Here is an 18,218-nt window from a genome sequence, read left to right on the forward strand (position 1 = left end):
CCTACCGCGTCCCGTAGCGCATTTTCGCGGCTATGGCGGCAAAGTCCGGCAGACCCGCAAGCTGCTTGTTCACCTTCGCTTTCACCTTCTCGAATTCCATCACATTGGCGATGCGCCGGTCGAGGAAGGCTTTCGTTTCGGGCTTCTCCGCGTCCGCCTCGGACAGCCAGATGGCAAGGGTGGAAGTCCACACGCCGGTGAGGATCGCCCGCTTGGAGTACCAGTTGGCGTCTGTCGAGGTGTCGCCAATGGCCCGCCAGATCATGCCGGAGGTCTTCCATGTCAGCTCGGCGCCGGTGGCAATGCCATCCGGCAGGAGCAGGCGGGCTCGCGCACGGGCCAGGGCATCTTCATGGCCCTTGCCTGCTTCCAGGCGCAGAAGGACCGCCCGGCGGATGCGTTCACGGATCTTCGCCGGTGATTCTCCCGTCGCGATAGATTTTCGCGCGCTTTCATCCATCTGCCGCCACCAGAAGACGATCAGGCTGATCACACCCTCAGGGCAGTAGAGCGCCAATTCGTCATCACTCATGCCGGCATCACGCGCAGCCAGGCGCAGGAGCGATCCCGACCAGCCCTCGAACGGAACAAGCGGCAGGGCGGCGTCCAGCAGGCGGCCGCGGGCCTGATCGGCATGCGAACGGTTGGGGCGGGCTTCGTTCATGTTGATCTCCATGCGCGCCAATCTAGTGCGAAATCGTGTGCGCGTCATCGCGTCAGCATGCCGCGATGCGTATGGACACGGACGCGCCGCTCTGGTAACACCCGCGCCATATCGCAATGTTTCAGGCGGAACGCGCGATCGATTGTCGCGTTGTTACGCCTATATTCGTGTTGAAATTGGGTGACCGGCCAGGCCGGACCCGTTGCAGGACCTGGGAGAGTAGACCATCGTTCAGATCGTCGTGCGCGATAACAATGTCGAGCAAGCGCTCAAGGCATTGAAAAAGAAAATGCAGCGGGAAGGTACTTTCCGCGAGATGAAGCGCCGCAACCATTACGAAAAGCCGTCTGAAAAGCGCGCCCGTCAGAAGGCGGAGGCGATCCGCCGCGCCCGCAAGCTGGCCCGCAAGCGCGCCCAGCGCGAAGGCCTGCTGCCGCGTACGGCAACGGCTCGCCGCTAGGCAGCTTATCCCTTTACGGGACTGCAAATGAATTGCGCCGCGCCGGAGTTTCCGGCGCGGCGTTTTGCGTTGCGGTTCTCAGAACATATGCCCCGGGGGCGTACGCTCGCGCATGGCGGCACGCCGGGCCTTGTGATCGGGCATGATCCGGTCCAGCAGGGCGTAGAAGCGCTGTGAATGGTTCATCTCGATGAGATGGCAGGCCTCGTGTGCGCAGACATAGTCGACCTCGGCCTCTGGAAAGGCGATCAGGCGGGTATTCATGCGGATGACACCGTCGGATGAACAGCTGCCCCAGCGCGATTCCTGCGCGCGGACCTTTACCTGCGGGGGCGCAAGCCCCAGCTCCCGGGCATAGTGCGCGATGCGCGGCGTGTAGTGGGTAAGGGCAATATCAGCGCGCCAGCGTTTCACGGCCCGCAGCACGGTGGCATCGCGCAGTGACGGCTCCAGCCGTTCATCGATCTGCACCCGCAAATGACGGTCATGGACGCGGACCAGGGTGCGTGCGCGCCCGTGCGGTTCAATCACCAGTTCGAGTTCTCGGCCCAGATAGCCTATGGACTGGCCATGTGAGCCTGTGAAGTGTGGCCTTGCGCGCGCACGCCATTTCTCAAGGCGGGGCAATATCCATCCGGCGCGGTCGCGGGCCACACGGTCGGCCTCGGCAGCGGGGGTGCGCCTTGGCAGGGTGATGGTCAGCCCGTCCGCATCAATGCGCAGCCCTATCGTGCGCCGCGCAGTGTGGCGGACATGATAGGTGACGTCCGTGCCGTCCAGTTCGACTGTGCGGGTCTGCATGGCGCAATGAAAGCCTAGTTCGGCCTCAACGTCAGCCGGCGTGACCCTTGCGGCGCACTCTCAGGCGTCCAGTCATCGCGGATCTGGAAGTACTCGCCGCGTGACCACAGCGCCGCCAAGTCACGATAATGCGGCGAGAGCGGATGGCCCGACTGTCCGGGCCCGTGGATGAAGCGCGAATTGTTGAGGTCTGCCAGATCGTAGACAGCCCGCAGGGATGCGGCATGAACAATGTCGAAGCCCTCGCCGGCATAGCTGAAATTGGCGACATTCACCGTGGTGCCGTCACCGCCAACGGGCACGCGCACACCGAACATGTCTCCCAGCAGGGGAAGGGAATCCATCGGGTGGGCGAAATAGCCCTGCGCATGATCGCCCCAGCGCCAGCTGGAGATATCGCTGCCATTGGTGCGCGCCAGTTCGGCCATGGCGGTATCGAGCGCCAGTCCGGCAATGACGGGACAGGTTTCCACCGGGGTGGTCGTGACATTGTTGCACCAGGACGAGGCATCGCCCGTGAGCACCTCCTGCACGAAGACAGGCCGGGGGCCGCGGAAATAGCGCGCCATGCTGCCCAGCTCATCGGCCCAGACAGATTCGGTCAGCACACGCAGCCAAGCCGACAGGATGAGGCCTTCGGGGCCATCGGCGTCCAGCGACGCGTTCCAGCCTTCCAGCCGGGCAAGCGCCTGAAGCCCCAGCTCGCTTTCGGGCTGGGCTGCCAGCAAGGCCGGCAGAATGGCCTGTGCCAGCGCAGAGGTGACGTCCATCTGCATGGTCATGAAGCCTTCCAGCGAATGGCGGCGGCGCTCGGCCAGCATCTCCTCGATGCGCACGGCGCGGTGCACCGCATAGCGGCCGGGCAGCGGATAGGGATAGGCGGCGCCCGCAGGCAAATTATTGCCCGAGGCAATGGAGCCGCCCGCCGGATTGGCGATACGCGGCAGTTCCTCGAAGGGGACAAAACCTGTCCATTCGCCATCCTCATCGCGGATCGGCAGCAGCCCGGCCGTGGTGTAGCCGATCGTGCCGTCCACGCCGGCATAGTGCATGTTCTGCATCGGCGCGGTCCAGCCGCGTCCGGCCTCCACGAACTCCTGCCAGCCGGTAGAGCGCATGATCGAGAATGTGGCATCGGCAACCCGGTTATCTGGGTCTGACACCGTGGACCGGCGTACCACGAGGGCTTCGGAATCAAATCCGGTGAGGTCGAACCATTGCGGATCGAGTACCGGACCTTCGGCGGTCTCGCGTACGGTCAGTTCGAACGGATCGCGCTGGCCGCGGACTTCAATGGTCTCGATACGGGTGTTGAGCTGGACGGTCTCAGGGTCGCGCTCGAACAGGTCGATGACCTTGAAGCCGGTATTGGTGAAGCCCCAGGCGCCATGGGCGTTGCGCCCCAGCGTGATGAAGGGCGTGCCCGGCAGGGATGCGCCCAGCACCGGCCCGAAGGAGAGATTCAGCCGGGTGAAATACCAGATGGAGGGTGCCGACAGGCCGAGATGGGGATCATTGGCCAGCAAGGGCGCGCCGGTCTCGGTGCGGTTGCCTGAGACAACCCACGCATTGGAGCCGGGCTCGTTATCGGGCTGGGTGCCGGGAGGCGGTGGCAGGCTTTCGCGCCGTATGGCGCCGAAGGCGGCATTGATATCGTCATCTTTCAGCGTGGTTGGCGCCCAGTCGGGGAAGGCAGAAAGGAACTGTTCCAGCATCAGGCCGTCGAGCACTTGTGATGCACGGGCGCGCTCGCGGTCCTCCCCTTCGCCGGCGGCCAGATCGTCAGCCAGCACGATCACCACAGAGGCGGAATCGGCCAGCGTCCAGGGCTCCGGCCGGGTGCGCAAAAACAGGTATTCAGGCGCCGGATTGCCCTGTTCGAGACGGGCGTTCACGCCGCTGACATAGGCCTCGATGGCAAGGCGCGCCTCGTCAGACAGGTTTGCCAGCGCATGGCGCGCGGCCTCGGGAAAGCCCAGCGTGCGTGCGCGGATATCGGCGCGCAGCGCGCGCTCGCCGAAGAGCTCCGACAGACGCCCCTGCGCCGTGCGCCGGTAAAGGTCCATCTGGAAAAAGCGTTCGGCGGCATGGGTATAGCCAAGGGCGAAATAGATATCGGCGTCGGTCTCGCCGAAGATGTGGGCAACGCCATACTGGTCGCGGACCACGTTTACAGGTGCGGTTACGCCCTCAAGGCGGATCTCGCCCTCAAGACGCGGCTGCGAGCCCACAAAGCGCCAGCCTGCCCAGCCGGTTACGGCCAGCACCAGGATCAAAACCAACGCCGCAACGCCGATGACGCCGCGCACAATCCATTTCACCATGATAGCCCCCTCGACTCAGGCCCCGCGCCCGCAAGCGGCGCGAGCTTATCAAGCTGAAAGCGTGTGGGAAGCGGTGAGCGCTTACCCCGCCTGCAGTTTCTTGAAAAATTCAAACAGCTTTCCGTAAGGCGGTGCCATCAGGCGGATCGGATGCCAGACGGGCGCATGGAACACGCTGCGCTCATGGCAGAAGGTGCGGAAACCCTCCTCGCCATGATAGGCGCCATAGCCTGACGCCCCGGTGCCGCCAAACGGCAAATCCTCGACCGACAGGTGCAGCATGGGCACGTTGACGCCCACCCCGCCTGACATGGTCTTGTCGAGGAAGTTCTGCGCGGTCGCCTTCGATTTTGTATAGACATAAAGCGCGAGTGGCCGGTCGCGCTCATTGATGAAGCGTGCGGCCTCTTCAAGGCCGTCATGGCCCAGCACCGGCAATACGGGACCGAAAATTTCCTCGGTCATCAGCTTTGAGTCCGCAGGCGCATTCAGCACCACGGTGGGCGGGAAGGCATGATGATTGCCGCCTGTGCCGCTTTCGCTCGGAACCTGCAGCACGGTCGCCCCGCCCTTGCGCGCTTCCTCCACCATGTCGGTGATGCGCTTGTAGTGCCGCTCCGAGACGATGCCGGTATAATCGTCATTACTGTCCGGGCCGGGCCAGAACTTGCCTGCATTGGCAATGATCGCGTCGGCGAGGGATTGCTCGCTGCCCTTGGGGGTCAGCACATAGTCCGGCGCTACACAGGTTTGGCCGGCATTGAAATACTTGCCCCAGGCGATGGTTTTCGCCGCTTCCTCAATGTCGAAATCGGGCGCGATGACGGTGGGTGACTTGCCGCCCAGTTCCAGCGTCACGGGGGTGAGATTCTTCGCCGCTGCCTGCGCCACCATGCGTCCGACATGGGTGGAGCCGGTGTAGAAGAGGTGATCGAAGGGCAGATCACAAAAAGCCTGGCCCACCTCCGGCCCGCCCGTGATGACCGCTACATGGTCTTCCGAATAAAGGCTGCCAAGCGTTTCTTTCAGGAGGTCAGCCACGCGCGGCGTGTATTCGGACGGCTTGATCATCACCCGGCACCCGGCGGCAAGGGCTGGCACCAGCGGGGCCAGCGCCAGCTGGATCGGGTAGTTCCACGGCGCGACAATGCCAACAACGCCCTTCGGCTCGCGGCGGATATAGGCCTTGCCGGGCGCCAGCGTCATCGGTACGGGAACCGAACGGTCTGCCATCCAGCTTTTCAGTTTCTGGCGGGTGTGCTTGGCGGTCGCCAGGGTAAAGCCGATCTCGGCGATCTGGGTCTCCGCGGCCGAGCGGCGGCCATAATCGGCTGATACAGCGGCGGCGAAGGCGTCGGCCTTTTCCTTCACCATGGCCTCAAGCTTTTCCAGATCGGCCTTGCGCTCGCCATAGGGGCGGGCCTTGCTGGCCCTGAAGGCCGATTTCTGCGCGTCGAAGACCGATTTCATCCGCTCGATCTGGCGGGCTGCGGCATCACTCATCGGTTTACTCCTCGGCTCCGGGAAAGAAAGGTGTCAGGCGCTTGCGGTAATCATGTCGGCGGCGCGTGTCGCAATCATCATGGTAGGGGCGTTGGTGTTGCCGCCGACCACGCGCGGCATCACCGAGGCATCAACAACGCGCAAGGCTTTCACCCCGCGCACGCGGCATTCGGGATCGGTGACGGCAAGCTCGCCCGATCCCATCGCGCAGGTGGAAGTGGGATGGTAGAGCGTCTCGGCGTTGGCGCGCACATGATCGAGAAGCTCCGCGCGCGTGCCATCGGCCTTTGCAGGCAGTTCCAGCTCCCTGAACTCGCCGTCGAAGGCGTCGCTCAAGAGGATGTCACGGGCGATCTCCAGGCAGTCGGTCATCACCTCCGCATCCTCCTCATGATCCATGTAGTTGGGATCGATGAGGATGGCATCGCGCGGGTCGGCGCTCTTCAGGCGAAGATTGCCCCGGCTTTGCGGATAAAGGTGGCAGGCATGGATCATCATGCCATGCCCGGTCATGGTCTCACGCCCATGGGGTGAGCCGCGTGCCGGGATGAAGACGAGTTGAATATCGGGCAAATCCTTTGCCCGGCTGGATTTGACAAACCCGCAGCCCTGCACCGGATTGACCGTGAAATTGCCGGTGCCGGTGACGGCCCATTGCAGTACGTCGCGCGCCGTCGCCGGGAATTTCTTCAGCGAATAGCCGATGGATTTCGCCGAGCGCGTGGAGGCCCGTGCCATGATATCGAGATGGTCCTGCATGTTCGCGCCGACGCCGGGCATGTCGGCCTCGACCGATATGCCGTGCTCGCGCAGATGGTCCGCCGGCCCGATGCCAGACAGCATAAGCAAGTGCGGCGTGTTGATCGCCCCGCCCGACAGGATCACTTCCCGGCGGGCGCTGACTACACAAGTCTCGCTTTCGGTCTCGATCTCGATGCCGGTCGCCCGGCCTTCCTCGATAATCACCTTGCGCGCGAGCGCGCCCGTGATGACGGTCAGGTTTGGCCGCGTCATGGCGGGTTTCAGGAAGGCGTCCGCCGCCGAGCAGCGTTTGCCGTCCTTTTGGGTCACCTGATAGACACCGAAACCTTCCTGCTTCTCGCCGTTGAAATCGTCATTCCAGGGCAGTTGCCGGCGGCGGCAGGCCTCGTAATAAAGCTCGGTCAGCGGGTTGAGCGGGGAGATGGACTTGACGTTCAGCGGCCCGCCCTTGCCGTGCCAGGGCTCGCCATGGTTTTCGTTGTTCTCCACCCGCTTGAAGGCTTCGAGCGCCGCCTCGCGGCCCCAGCCGGTAGCACCGTAAGCCTTCTCCCACTCGTCGTAATTTTCCCACGCGCCACGCATATAGTGCATGGCGTTTATGGAGGATGAGCCGCCGAGCGTCTTGCCGCGCGGCCAGTAGAGCTTGCGGTTTTGAAGGTTTTTCTGCGGCTCGGTCCAGTAGTCCCAGTTGATGGAGGGCTCGGTGATGGCGAACTGCAAGAGCATGGGTGTCTGAATGATCGCCTTCCTGTCCGAGCCGCCCGCCTCGATCACGCAGACCGTGACAGACGGGTCCTCGGACAGGCGGGCTGCCAGTACCGACCCGGCGCTGCCCGCGCCCGCGATCACATAATCGTACACGGACGCGGCGGACATTATTCGCTGCCCTCTTCCGTTGCCTCCTCCAGAGGCTCCTCCTCGACACCCAGCGGAGCATCCAGAGCAGGTTCCTCGACATCCTCGACCGGTTCCGGCTCCACCTGAAGCGGCGAGACCGTTTCGGCAATCGCGCGCATAACGGCGAACACCTCCGAGCCGAGACGCCCCCAGGCCGGGTTACCGGCATTCTGGGCGATGACGACGCCGCGCCGCTCATCGACCCAGATATACTGGCCGTAGACGCCGGCGAAGAAATACTCCCCGTCATGGCCTTCAGGGATCCAGAAATGCAGGCCATAGCCGCGCGGTCCATAGGCGGGTGTCGCGCCTGTCTCATGGGCAGGCGAGACCGGGCGTGTGGCCTCCATCACCCAGCCTTCGGGCAGAAGGCGCTGCCCGTTCCACACCCCGTCCTGCAGATAGAACTGACCCATGCGGGCATAGTCCTCGCTGGTCGCCTGCAGGCAGCAATACCCGACCGCGACGCCGCGATCGCCCGGCACATGCTGCAGCCAGGTCGCGTCCGCGCCCATGCCGAGCGGCGTCCACAGGCGCTCCTCCACCACTTCGGCGAGCGAGCCGCCGAACACATTGCGGACAACGGCGGAGAGAACCTGCGTATTGGTGCTGGCATAGTGGAAATGCTCGCCGGGCACAGAATCGCTGGCGCCAAAAGCGCTGGCAAGCTGGTCCGGGCTGCGGCCCAGGATGAAAGCGTTGAAGAAGAAGGGCCGCACATCGGACGGGCGGTCGGGTGAATATTCCTCGTTGAAATCCACGCCCGCCGACATCATGAGGAGGTGGCGCAAGGACACCGACCCGTAATAGGTGCCTGCATATTCCGGCGCATAGCGTTCTGCCGGATCGTCGAGGCTTTCGATTAGTCCCTCGCCGACGCCCATGGCGATCAGGGTGGCAACAAAACTCTTGCCGACCGACCATGAGGTGAAGCGGGTGGCTTCGTCCGCGCCGTGGAAGAAGCGCTGGTGGATCATTTCGCCGTTGCGCAGAACGGTGAGCCCTGTGACACGGCCGTTTTCCAGATACTGGTCGAGCGTTCGGGTCTCGCCTTCCCACTCATAGCTGACATCAAGGGGCTGGAGATTGCGCGGGAGGGCTTGCGGCGCCGCCGCGGCGATGGTGGCGCTGGGCAGGATTTCATCCATGCGCTGGAAGGTGGTCACATATTGTTCGGGGTCATCGAGCGCGCGCACGCTGGCAGGTGAAAAGTCCGACCAGGGCCGGTAGTACCAGCCGGCAGCCACCAGACCGGCAACAATGATAACGGCCAAAAGGCCGATCAGAATACGCTTCATGCGCGCCTCCCCTAATGTTCCAAGTGCCGCGAGCGAATCCGTTTCCGCAGCCTTGTGTTTGGGGGAAGTGAACACCTTTCACGGCCCGAAGGCCAGCCCCTTCACTGAGCGGTGTGTCAGTCCGCCGGCGAGAGACGCAGGACCGCACCATTGGCATGGTCGGTGAGGACATAGACCAGCCCGTCAGGGCCGACCCGCACATCACGTATGCGCGCGCCCTCATCTGCCAGCAGGATTTCCTCCGCTATCGCCTGGCCGTTTTCTACGCGGACCCGGTGCAGGGCCTGTCCGGCCAGCGCGCCGATCAGAAGATCGCCATTCCAGTTGGGGAACGCCTCGCCGCGATAGACCGCAAGGCCGGACGGCGCGATAGAATCCGGCAGCCATTCGCGCAAGGGCGCGGTGTAGTCCTGCCCGTGTTCGGTGAAGGGCGAGATGCGCGCACCGGAATAATCAAGGCCCGCCGTCACGATGGGCCAGCCATAATTATTGCCGCCTTCGATAATGTTCAGCTCGTCCCCGCCGCGCGGCCCGTGCTCATGCGCCCAGACAATGCCGGTCGCAGGGTCGATGGCGATGCCTTGCACATTGCGGTGGCCATAGGTCCAGATATCGGAAAGCGCGCCGTCTTCTCCCGCCAGCGGATTGCCGCTCGCCGGTGAACCGTCCGGGTTCAGCCGCACGATCGTGCCGAAATGGTTTTCAAGATTCTGGGCTTCCTCGCGGAACTCGAACCCGTCCCCCAGCGTGAGCAGCAGCGTGCCATCATCCATGAAGGCGATGCGCCCGCCAAAATGCGCGCCGCCGGTCTTGTTCATCTGCGAGGTCCAGATCACTCCACCATCCAGCAGCGCGCCATCCTCGTAGCGCGCGCGGTAGAGCGCGGTGTTGTTGGACTGGGCCGTGCCGCTGGCGAAGGAGAGGTAGACAAGCGAGCTGGTCTCGAAGTCGGGCGGCAAGGCGATATCGAGCAGGCCGCCCTGCGAGAGTGCCAGCACCTCCGGCACGCCGCTGACCGGCTCTTCCGCCAGCGCGCCATCGCGGATCAGCCGCAGATCGCCTGTGCGTTCCGTCACCAGCATGCCGCCGCCGGGCAGGAAGGCGAGGCCCCAGGGGTGCTCCAGCCCCTCAATGACCGTCTCCACAAGGACGGCGTGGCCGGTGGCCGGCTCAGGCAGTTCCACCGCCTGGCGATTGTCTGCACAGCCACTGGCGAGAAGACCGAGCGCGCAGATGACAAGGGCGGAACGATAGATTGCGCGTATTGACATGAGCCTGACCCCTGAGCGTTAAAAATGCGTCCGCGCAAAAACAGAGATTGGCCACGCGGCGCTTTGCGGGGCATCATGGCCGCAAATCAGCCATTGACCAAGACGGTTCCCGGGAAATGGCAAACCGAGATGTCCGCCGGACACGAGAATGGGGAGGCGCCGCATGGCATGGTTCAGATACCCGCTAGGAGTCGTGCTCGCCGCCGTGTTCATGGCGTTGGCGGGCGTCATCGTGCAGACACAGTTCGTCCTGTCCGCGCTGGCGCGGGCTGGCGCGCAGATTTCCACCGGAGACCGGATATCGATGACACTGGCCGATATCGCCGGCCTCGGCCCGCTCTATCTGGTCTTCATCCTCATCGGTTTCCTCATCGCCTTCCTGGCCGGCGCGCTGGTGGTACGCTTCGCGCCTCTGCCGCGCACCCTGGTCTACGCGGCGGCCGGGGCAGTGTGCATGTTTGTCATGCTGATGCTGATGCGCGAGGTGTTCTTCGGCGTTCCCGTGATTGCGGGCGCACGCAGCCTGGCCGGCGAAATCTCGCAAGCCGTCTGCGGCGCGCTCGCGGGTGTGTTCTACGCACGGATCACAAACCGCCAAGGTTAATTTCCGTATGAGTGTGACGGGAATGCCGCACTTGACTGACAGACCACTAAAGACCCGATGACAAACCCGTGAAATCGCGCCTACAGTGCGCACCGGAGCCAAGTGGACGCGCGAATCCGCAGGCTGAACATATCCAGAGGGGGAGGAACCCAATGAAGCGTTTTTCAAGAGCCGCCGTGCTCGGTGCGACCGCGTTGGCCGCTGGCCTTGTCGGCACCGCTGCCCAGGCGCAAGTCGAAATCATCACCGTTACAGCCCAGAAGCGCGAGCAGACACTGCTGGAAGCGCCCGTCGCGGTAACCGCAGTTACCGGCGAAACGATTTCCGAGGCGCAGATCCGCGACGCAGCCGATCTGCAGACTCTCGTGCCGTCTCTGACCGTGGGCGAGTTTGCCGCATCCACCAACCAGACCTTCAATATCCGCTCTCTGGGGTCGTCCTCGTTCAACCCTGGCGTCGAACCGTCGGTCGGTGTGTTCATTGACGGCGTCTATGTTCCGCGTCAGGGCGCGTCGATCAACGACTTCCTGTCGCTTGAGCGCGTCGAGGTCATCCGGGGTCCGCAATCCACGCTGTTCGGCCGTAACACGCCTGCCGGTGTTGTCAGCTTCCACACCCGCCAGCCCGAATTCGAGTTCGGCGCCGAGGGTGAAGTGACGGTCGGCAATTACAACGCCCGTGTTGTTGGCGCGACGGTAACCGGTCCGCTGGTAGCCGACCAACTCGCCTTCCGCCTCGACGGCTCGATCAATCAGCGTGACGGCTTCATCACCAATGTTGACGGGCGCGAGTTCAACAATCGCGACCGCTGGAGCGCGCGCGGCCAGCTGCTGTGGGATAGCGGCGGCGCCACGACGGCCCGCATCATCGCCAGCGCCGGCAATATTGACGAGAATTGCTGCGCGGCGCCGTTCTCCAATGTCGCTCCGTCCGAGCTCTTTGCGTTCAACCAGCTAGGCGCGGTCGTCCCGTCCGGCGACCCGCATGACGGCACGACGGCCATTAACGGCCCGCTGGCTACCCAGGTCGACACGTGGGGGCTGTCGGCAGAGATCAACCATGATTTCGGCGGCTTCACGCTGACCTCGATCACGGCCTATCAGAACTATGAGGAAGATCAGGTCATCGACGCTGACTTCACCACGCTCGATGCGGCCGGTGCCCGTCAGCAATATCAGGACTATAATGCCTTCACCCAGGAATTCCGCATCGCCTCGAATGGCGGCGAGAATTTCGACTGGATGGCTGGCCTGTTCTATTACAATAACGAGCTGACCTTCCAGAACGAGACGCCCTACGGCTCGCAGCTGGCGGCTTTTGCCAACCTCGCCTCCTCGCTCGATCCGTCCGTCGCCGCGCTGGCGGCTGGCCTCGGCCTTGGGGCCGGTTCGGGCATTCCGGCGATCATGAACACGATCATTGGCGGCAATAATGCCACTGGCGTTGGCACGCTGGCTCCGACGCCGTCGGGCAATGCCATTCCGATTGTGCCTGCCAATGGCTATCTCGGTGCGGGTCAGGGCCTGGTCAACGAGACGTATAACTACGATACCGAGGCCTGGTCGGCGTTTGGCCAGGTGGACTGGCGGGTCACCGACCGCTTCACGATCACGGCCGGCCTTCGCTATTCACGCGAGACCAAGGACTATACGCCGAACGTGACGATCAACGATCCGTTCTCGCAGCTGGATGCGGTGGCACTGGGTCAGGATCTGCGTCTGCCGAGTGCGGCAACCTGTCTTGCGTTTAACCCTGGGCCGCCCCCGAGTCCGATCGGCGACACGTGCGCCTTCTTCGTACCGGCAATCCTTGCCGCCGGGGGCGCTCCGTTCAATCCGGCGGTTCCGCTCACCCCGGCACAGGCGGCCAATCCGGCCATCAACTTCCTGCTGCCGCTGATCGAGGGGTCGGGCCTGCAGTTCAACGTGGTCAACGCGCCGTTCACGCCGGGCTCGCGGACCGACGAGAACGTCTCCGGCTCGATCATTTTCGGTTATGACTGGAGCGATACGCTCAACACCTATCTGAGCGTCGGCACCGGCTACAAGCCGGGTGGCTTCTCGCTGAGCTCCAACTCGGCCGCGACCGGCCTCTTCCAGTTCGAGGAAGAGACCACGCTCAATATCGAGGTGGGTGTGAAGGGTACGGCGTTCGACAACCGTATGGTCTACGCCATCGCGCTGTTCGACCAGACCAACAAGGACTTCCAGACGGAAGTCTTCGTGGGCGGCGGCTTCTATCTCGACAATGCCGGCGAGATTTCGGTGCGCGGCCTCGAGGTCGAGGCAACCCTTGCCCCGACACAGAACCTCGTGCTGGCCGGCGGCTTCACCTGGCTGTTCCAGAACCGCTATGAAAGCTACGAATTCGGGCCTTGCCCGCGCACCTCGTCGCTGACCGAACCGGGTCTGGCGGGCAATCCGCTGTTTGCGGACTGTCTGGCAACCCGCGTCAACCAGAACGGCTTCACGGGACGCTTCAACGATTTGTCGGGTGTTGATCGCGGCTCGCCGGAATTCACCGGCTTCCTGACCGCCATGTATACCCAGCCTCTGGGCAACGGGCTTGAGTTGCGTCTGCGCGGCGAGACGTCCTACGTCTCGAGCCAGAACCTCAACGGTGCGCTGGCAGCCATGCCGAGCTTCGAGCAGGACGCCATTACGCTGGTCAACGGCTCGGTGGGTATCGGTGCCGAGGATGGTGCCTGGTCGCTGCAACTTTGGGGCCGCAACCTCACGGACGAGACCTACTACCGCGGTACGTTCTTCTCGGTCGGGACTATCGGTCCGAGCACGAACTCCTATCCCAGCAATCCGCGTACCTACGGCCTCACGCTGCGGGCACGCTTCTAGAACCTTTCTCCTTCGGGGGACAGGGCAGGGCCGGGAGGGAAACCTCCCGGCCCTTTCTTTTGGTCCTCCCCCACATCCGTGGGGTCGGTCCTCGCTTGCCACTCGCTAAAGCTCGCTATCGCTGCGGGCGCGCGTTCGCGCTCTTCTCACGGCCCTTCGCCGTTCCCAAACCACAGTTTCTGAACTCCCGGAAGCGCGCAGCGCTATCCGGGACCTGGCGCAGTGTCATTCTGATAGAGGCCCCGGATATCGCTTCGCGGTTCCGGGGTTTCAGGTATCAGGAGAAAATTTACTCCCCCTGGACGTTCCGCATCACATCCACCCGGTCGGTGATGATGCCATCGACGCCGCGGGCGATGAATGTCTCCATCTTTGCAGGATCATTGATCGTCCAGACCTGCACTGCGATGCCGCGCGCACGGGCGGCTTCAATCAGGCGCGGATGGAGAGCGTCGAGGCCGGAGGCGCGGGGCGGCAGCTGCATGGCCTGCGCCGGAGTGGGGTGGAATTTGGCGAGGCCGAGGCGGGCCATCACATAGAAGCTGAAAGCCTCGTTGCGGGCCATGCCGGTGGCGATTTCCGGGCAGGCCTCGCGAAAATGCCTCATGGCACTGTCATGGAAGGAACCGACGAGCACGCGCGTCTCCATGCCCGCTTCCCGGATCGTCTCGCACATCACGCGCGCAGCCTCCTCGGTGTCCGGCTTGATCTCGACAATCCAGCGCATGGCCGGGAAAGCCTCGAAGGCTTCGGCCAGCGCCGGCACGGTGATGCCGTTCGCGGCAAAGCGCTCTGCCGGTTCGCCCTCATAGCCGAAGGCAGCGTTGAGAGTGCGGATTTCAGCCAGCGTCAACGCGTCCACCCGGCCGGTACCGTCCGTGGTGCGGTCGACCGTGTCGTCATGCATCAGCACCAGAGCGCCATCGGCGGTCAGCTGGGCATCAACCTCCAGCACGTCCGCGCCGTCGGCAACCGCCCGTTCCAGCGCGGCGAGCGTGTTGGCGGGTGCCCGGCCAAGACCACCGCCATGGGCGATGCGCTCTGTGCGCTCGTCCGCCCTGCTTTCCAGCCACGGGTGAGAGACCGGTTCCGGGCCGGGCCAGAGCAGGGCTGTCCCGAAGGCTGCCGCCAGAACCAGCAATGTGATCAGCATACCGCGCATCATCTATCCTCCCCGCCCGGTTCCGGGGTTAGGATATGGCATGAAGGCATGTCAGTCAGGTGACGGGCAGGAGCGGGAGAAGGACCGGGGTCTATGGCGCGTATCATCCTTATCGGGGCCGGTATCCTTGCCGGCATTGTTCTGGTGGCCGCGCTCGCCGCCCTGATGATTGCCCGCTCGCTCTTTGCCGAACCGGGCGTTGAACGCCTCATCGATCTGCGCGGCGAGCTGGGCGAGGCCGGACTGCTGTTCGTGTTTGCCCATCCCGATGACGAAATCACGTCCAATGCGCTGATGGCGCGCGGCGTGGCCGAAGGTGTGCCGGTCCATCTTTTTACCGCCACGCGCGGCGAGGCCGGCACGCAATATCCGCCTGTCGTGGACCAGCCGCATCTGGGTATTGTGCGCGAGGCGGAAGCCAGAAAGCACGGCTTCGCGCTGGGTGTCGCCTCTCACACCGTTCTCGATCTGGGTGACGGCCAATTGCGCTCACGCCCGTTCGATCAGCTGGTGGAGCGCGTCGCCGCGGAGATTGAACGCACGCGGCCCTCTGCTGTCATCACCTTCCATCCTGAAAGCGCGATCTCGCTCCACCCCGATCACATGGCCATTGGAGAGGCCACCCGGCAGGCAGTGGAGACGTTGGACCAGGATGCGCCGCGCCTTGTCTATGTGCTCGCCCCGCGCCCGGGCCTGCGCCGGTTTGGCGGTGAACGCGGACGGCTGATAGCCGATATCCAGCCCGATCCGGACTTTGCCGTGCCGTCACCATCGCGTGACAAGCAGCGTGCCTGGCGCATCCATGAAAGCCAGTCGCGCTATCTGCAGGCGACCTATGGCATCGGCCCGCGCGTGATGTATGCGCTCTGGACGCGCGAATACTATGCCTTCGCGGATGCAACTGACTGAGTGAACGCTCAGCGGCTTGCGCTCCGGCGGCAAAGACAGCAAGTATGGGACGCATGGATGATAGCCCTCTAGCCATTCTCGCCGTACTGGCTGTGTCCGCCCTCGCGGTGAGCGGTCTCATCGTGCTCAACCGGCTGATTGGCGGCTGGCAGGATATCCGCTTTGACGATACTGCCCTGCCTTCACAGCGCCTGGAGGAAGACGTGGTGGGCTTTCGTGCGGGCGAGGGTGTGGTGTCGGCCAGCGGGCTCGCTGCGCTGGTGATGGAACAGGGCGAGGAAAGGCTGGGGCTGGTGCTGGCCCGCGCGAACCGCTGCGTGACACGCGTGATACGGCCCGGCGAAATTGACCGGCTGGAGGCGGACGGTCCGCGCTTTCACATCCATTTCAACGATTTCACCCTGCCGCGCGTGACTATCGATCTTGATGACGCGTCAGCGCAGGGATGGGGCGAGCGTCTGCGCCGCTTTGTCCGCCAGAGTGAAGCCCAAACACGCGGAGAGGGTCATGCCCGAGCTTCCTGATCCCATCCTGATCGCCATTCCGTTCTTCGTCGCGCTGATCGTCGCGGAGATGATTTATGCGCGCATGACGGGCAAGGCCGAGTTCGAGCCGAAGGACACCGCCGCCAGCCTTGCCATGGGGCTCGGCAATACCGTCTCGGGCGTGCTGCTCGGCTTCATCGCGCTCGCCTGGTTCGCCTATATCGAGCGCTTCGCCCTGTTTGACATAGGCTGGGCGTGGTGGGCGTTTGTCATCTGCTTCGTGCTGGACGATTTTCTCTATTACTGGTCGCACCGCTTTGCGCACACCGTGCGCTGGTGGTGGGCCGATCATGTGATCCACCACTCCTCCCAGCACTACAACCTGTCGACCGCGCTTCGCCAGCCCTGGCTCAGCCCGCTCACCTTCAAGTTCATCTTCTTCGGCTCCTGGCTGGTGCTGCTGGGCTTCCCCATCGCGATGGTGGCCTTTGTCGGCGCGCTCAATCTCGTCTACCAGTTCTGGATCCATACCGAGGCGGTGAAGCGCCTGCCCGCGCCCATCGAATGGCTGTTCAACACGCCCTCGCACCACAGGGTGCATCACGCGACGAACCCGCTTTATCTCGACCGCAATTATGCAGGCGTGTTCATCATCTGGGACCGGATGTTCGGCACCTTCCAGAAGGAGCTGGACGAGGAGAAGTGCCGCTACGGTATTGTGAAGAATCTGGGCACCTACAACCCGATCCGCATCTGCCTGCATGAATGGGTGGGCATCGTGAAAGACGTGTCTTCGGCCAGGTCCTTACGCGATGCGCTTGGCTACTGGCTCGGCCCGCCCGGATGGTCGCCCGATGGCAGCCGTGAGAGCTCGAAAATCATCAAGGCGCGCTGGGCCGAGGAGCAGGCGGCAAGACGCGGCGAGACCGGCCCGGCCAGCCCGCGCGAGGCGCCTGCCGCCCAGCCGGCAGCGGCGCCCGCCGAATAGGATCACGGCCCCTCCACCACGTAGCCAGTTGCGGCAAGGCGGGCCTGAATACCGTCGTCTGACAGCCAGCCTGCTGCGCCGACCACGGCCAGCGTGACGCCGCCGGAGTTTACCGCCTCGCCAATGGCTGCGGCCCATATGCCCGAATAGTCGATATCGCTGGTCGTCGCGCCGCCGAAGGTACGAAATCCGCCCATCTCGCGCTCCATGGCGTGCTGGCATTCCATCCCGGCACGGCGGCTGGCGAAGCCGCGCAACGTGTCCACGTCACCGCGCGCCCAGGCCTGCGCGCTGATCCATGCCGAGGGCAGATCGGAAGTGGCGAAAGTCACGGCTTCGGATATGCAGATCTCGTTGGTCTCGCGTGAGAAATCCTGCACCGAGCGGATGACGGCGGAAATGTCCGATACCGCCAGATCATAGCTCTGCACGGCGCGCACCGGCACACGGTTGCGGCGGGCCAGGCGCGTCACGCGGCCTTCAATGGCCGATGCGCCTTCCAGATCAACGCTCTCGGCGGCCCTGCCTATCAACGTCATTGCCTGAAAGAAGGGATGCATCCGGCCAGGTTCCAGATTGGCGAGGCGCTCGGCGAGCGCCGCCTCTTCCGGCTCATCCAGCAGGGCCTCTGCGCTCATGTCTCCATCGCCGCGCCGGGCCGCCCGCTGCAGGTCCCGGCGTCTCTGGTTGCGTTCTTCGGCGATAGCGCTGGCACGGTAGAAATCCGCCGCCAGCGCCGCGTCCACCCGGTCGGCCAGCGTCGTGCCCCTGGGCATCATGATCCGGCTGCGGCTGAAGGTGATGGTGCGCAGCATCATGGCGGCCATGCGCGCCGTGCCGACGGCACCGGAATTGACCTCGAACTCGGTCAGGACCTCGCCTGCCTCCTCCAATACGCTGGCGACAGGGCGCTCATTCCATTCAAGGCTTGCCGGCAGCCAGGGGACGGTGATGAAGACATAGACCTCGCCGGTGTGGTCTGGATGGTGCACGCGCCAGAGCTGGGGGCCGGATCGTTCACCGCGCACCACAATCACTTCTGTAGTGACAGGTTCGTCGGCTGATGTGGCTTGCGCCGCGAGTGCGGCGGAGCCGATGGCAAGCGGGATGAAGACAGCACAAAGCACGCGCAGCATGGTCACTCCGGTTCCGGGGAGGCGATGGCGCAGCTTTGCCCGCGCCCGGTCCGGCCCGCCAGTGAATTCGAGTCCATGAATTTTCACTGACTGGTTAGTCAG

Annotated in this window: 15 protein-coding genes; 6 read left to right on the forward strand and 9 right to left on the reverse strand. The window is 63.9% G+C overall.

The window, feature by feature from the left end; genetic code table 11:
- Position 1: 1 nt before the first annotated feature.
- Positions 2 to 664, reverse strand: a complete 663-nt coding sequence (locus IEV75_RS01770; protein ID WP_188450823.1) for a COQ9 family protein — start codon at positions 662 to 664, stop codon at positions 2 to 4.
- A gap of 226 nt (positions 665 to 890) precedes the next feature.
- Between IEV75_RS01770 and rpsU the strand changes: the two genes are divergently transcribed.
- Positions 891 to 1,124, forward strand: coding sequence for a 30S ribosomal protein S21 (rpsU, locus tag IEV75_RS01775; protein ID WP_036514953.1), 234 nt, complete (start codon positions 891 to 893; stop codon positions 1,122 to 1,124).
- Between the two features lie 78 nt (positions 1,125 to 1,202).
- Here the strand turns inward: rpsU and IEV75_RS01780 are convergent, their stop codons facing one another.
- From IEV75_RS01780 to IEV75_RS01805, 6 genes are all read right to left on the reverse strand, one after another.
- On the reverse strand, positions 1,203 to 1,925 hold the full coding sequence (locus tag IEV75_RS01780; protein ID WP_188450824.1) for a M48 family metallopeptidase: 723 nt from the start codon (positions 1,923 to 1,925) through the stop codon (positions 1,203 to 1,205).
- Between the two features lie 14 nt (positions 1,926 to 1,939).
- Complete coding sequence (locus IEV75_RS01785; RefSeq protein WP_188450825.1) at positions 1,940 to 4,249, reverse strand: penicillin acylase family protein; 2,310 nt, start codon at positions 4,247 to 4,249, stop codon at positions 1,940 to 1,942.
- Positions 4,250 to 4,330: 81 nt separating this feature from the next.
- The gene (locus IEV75_RS01790; protein ID WP_188450826.1) at positions 4,331 to 5,752 is read right to left on the reverse strand and encodes a coniferyl aldehyde dehydrogenase; all 1,422 of its coding nucleotides are present in this window, start codon (positions 5,750 to 5,752) and stop codon (positions 4,331 to 4,333) included.
- A 33-nt stretch (positions 5,753 to 5,785) separates the two neighbouring features.
- A complete protein-coding gene (locus IEV75_RS01795) occupies positions 5,786 to 7,390 on the reverse strand; it encodes a GMC family oxidoreductase (RefSeq protein ID WP_188450827.1) in 1,605 nt (534 codons plus the stop codon).
- Positions 7,390 to 8,709 carry a serine hydrolase domain-containing protein gene (locus IEV75_RS01800; protein WP_188450828.1) on the reverse strand — a complete coding sequence of 440 codons (1,320 nt, stop codon included), beginning with the start codon at positions 8,707 to 8,709 and terminating at the stop codon, positions 7,390 to 7,392. Before IEV75_RS01800 ends, IEV75_RS01795 begins: the two co-directional genes overlap by 1 nt.
- 116 nt (positions 8,710 to 8,825) lie before the next feature.
- Positions 8,826 to 9,980 (reverse strand): PQQ-dependent sugar dehydrogenase, encoded by a 1,155-nt coding sequence (locus tag IEV75_RS01805; RefSeq protein ID WP_188450829.1) that lies wholly within the window; start codon positions 9,978 to 9,980, stop codon positions 8,826 to 8,828.
- 163 nt (positions 9,981 to 10,143) lie between these two features.
- Between IEV75_RS01805 and IEV75_RS01810 the strand changes: the two genes are divergently transcribed.
- Together IEV75_RS01810 and IEV75_RS01815 are read left to right on the forward strand one after the other, a co-directional pair.
- Positions 10,144 to 10,584 (forward strand): hypothetical protein, encoded by a 441-nt coding sequence (locus IEV75_RS01810; protein WP_188450830.1) that lies wholly within the window; start codon positions 10,144 to 10,146, stop codon positions 10,582 to 10,584.
- A gap of 152 nt (positions 10,585 to 10,736) precedes the next feature.
- Positions 10,737 to 13,436: a TonB-dependent receptor gene (locus IEV75_RS01815; protein ID WP_188450831.1), complete on the forward strand. Its 2,700-nt coding sequence runs from the start codon at positions 10,737 to 10,739 to the stop codon at positions 13,434 to 13,436.
- Positions 13,437 to 13,725: 289 nt separating this feature from the next.
- Here the strand turns inward: IEV75_RS01815 and IEV75_RS01820 are convergent, their stop codons facing one another.
- Positions 13,726 to 14,601 (reverse strand): glycerophosphodiester phosphodiesterase family protein, encoded by an 876-nt coding sequence (locus tag IEV75_RS01820; protein ID WP_188450832.1) that lies wholly within the window; start codon positions 14,599 to 14,601, stop codon positions 13,726 to 13,728.
- A 90-nt stretch (positions 14,602 to 14,691) separates the two neighbouring features.
- Here IEV75_RS01820 and IEV75_RS01825 point away from each other — a divergent pair, with 90 nt between their 5' ends.
- Genes IEV75_RS01825 through IEV75_RS01835 form a run of 3 tightly spaced genes read left to right on the forward strand, consistent with a single transcriptional unit; the run spans position 14,692 to position 16,980 of the window.
- Positions 14,692 to 15,507, forward strand: coding sequence for a PIG-L family deacetylase (locus tag IEV75_RS01825; protein WP_188450833.1), 816 nt, complete (start codon positions 14,692 to 14,694; stop codon positions 15,505 to 15,507).
- Positions 15,508 to 15,551: 44 nt separating this feature from the next.
- Positions 15,552 to 16,031, forward strand: coding sequence for a hypothetical protein (locus tag IEV75_RS01830; RefSeq protein WP_188450834.1), 480 nt, complete (start codon positions 15,552 to 15,554; stop codon positions 16,029 to 16,031).
- On the forward strand, positions 16,015 to 16,980 hold the full coding sequence (locus IEV75_RS01835) for a sterol desaturase family protein (protein WP_188450835.1): 966 nt from the start codon (positions 16,015 to 16,017) through the stop codon (positions 16,978 to 16,980). The genes IEV75_RS01830 and IEV75_RS01835 overlap by 17 nt, the downstream gene beginning before the upstream one ends.
- A gap of 2 nt (positions 16,981 to 16,982) precedes the next feature.
- On the opposite strand, the gene IEV75_RS01840 is transcribed toward IEV75_RS01835, so the two are convergent.
- A complete protein-coding gene (locus IEV75_RS01840; protein WP_188450836.1) occupies positions 16,983 to 18,116 on the reverse strand; it encodes a TraB/GumN family protein in 1,134 nt (377 codons plus the stop codon).
- Positions 18,117 to 18,218 lie beyond the last annotated feature (102 nt).

The organism is Glycocaulis albus (genome assembly GCF_014639075.1).
GTDB classification, from domain to species: Bacteria; Pseudomonadota; Alphaproteobacteria; order Caulobacterales; family Maricaulaceae; genus Glycocaulis; species Glycocaulis albus.

What these genes read in the sequence shown, in the direction of transcription:
- IEV75_RS01820 (WP_188450832.1), bottom strand. Translation starts at nt 14,601, where the DNA reads ATGATGCGCGGTATGCTGATCACATTGCTGGTTCTGGCGGCAGCCTTC.
- IEV75_RS01835 (WP_188450835.1), top strand. Translation starts at nt 16,015, where the DNA reads ATGCCCGAGCTTCCTGATCCCATCCTGATCGCCATTCCGTTCTTCGTC.
- IEV75_RS01830 (WP_188450834.1), top strand. Translation starts at nt 15,552, where the DNA reads ATGGGACGCATGGATGATAGCCCTCTAGCCATTCTCGCCGTACTGGCT.
- IEV75_RS01790 (WP_188450826.1), bottom strand. Translation starts at nt 5,752, where the DNA reads ATGAGTGATGCCGCAGCCCGCCAGATCGAGCGGATGAAATCGGTCTTC.
- IEV75_RS01840 (WP_188450836.1), bottom strand. Translation starts at nt 18,116, where the DNA reads ATGCTGCGCGTGCTTTGTGCTGTCTTCATCCCGCTTGCCATCGGCTCC.
- IEV75_RS01810 (WP_188450830.1), top strand. Translation starts at nt 10,144, where the DNA reads ATGGCATGGTTCAGATACCCGCTAGGAGTCGTGCTCGCCGCCGTGTTC.
- IEV75_RS01815 (WP_188450831.1), top strand. Translation starts at nt 10,737, where the DNA reads ATGAAGCGTTTTTCAAGAGCCGCCGTGCTCGGTGCGACCGCGTTGGCC.
- IEV75_RS01825 (WP_188450833.1), top strand. Translation starts at nt 14,692, where the DNA reads ATGGCGCGTATCATCCTTATCGGGGCCGGTATCCTTGCCGGCATTGTT.
- IEV75_RS01795 (WP_188450827.1), bottom strand. Translation starts at nt 7,390, where the DNA reads ATGTCCGCCGCGTCCGTGTACGATTATGTGATCGCGGGCGCGGGCAGC.
- IEV75_RS01800 (WP_188450828.1), bottom strand. Translation starts at nt 8,709, where the DNA reads ATGAAGCGTATTCTGATCGGCCTTTTGGCCGTTATCATTGTTGCCGGT.
- IEV75_RS01770 (WP_188450823.1), bottom strand. Translation starts at nt 664, where the DNA reads ATGAACGAAGCCCGCCCCAACCGTTCGCATGCCGATCAGGCCCGCGGC.
- IEV75_RS01785 (WP_188450825.1), bottom strand. Translation starts at nt 4,249, where the DNA reads ATGGTGAAATGGATTGTGCGCGGCGTCATCGGCGTTGCGGCGTTGGTT.
- IEV75_RS01805 (WP_188450829.1), bottom strand. Translation starts at nt 9,980, where the DNA reads ATGTCAATACGCGCAATCTATCGTTCCGCCCTTGTCATCTGCGCGCTC.
- IEV75_RS01780 (WP_188450824.1), bottom strand. Translation starts at nt 1,925, where the DNA reads ATGCAGACCCGCACAGTCGAACTGGACGGCACGGACGTCACCTATCAT.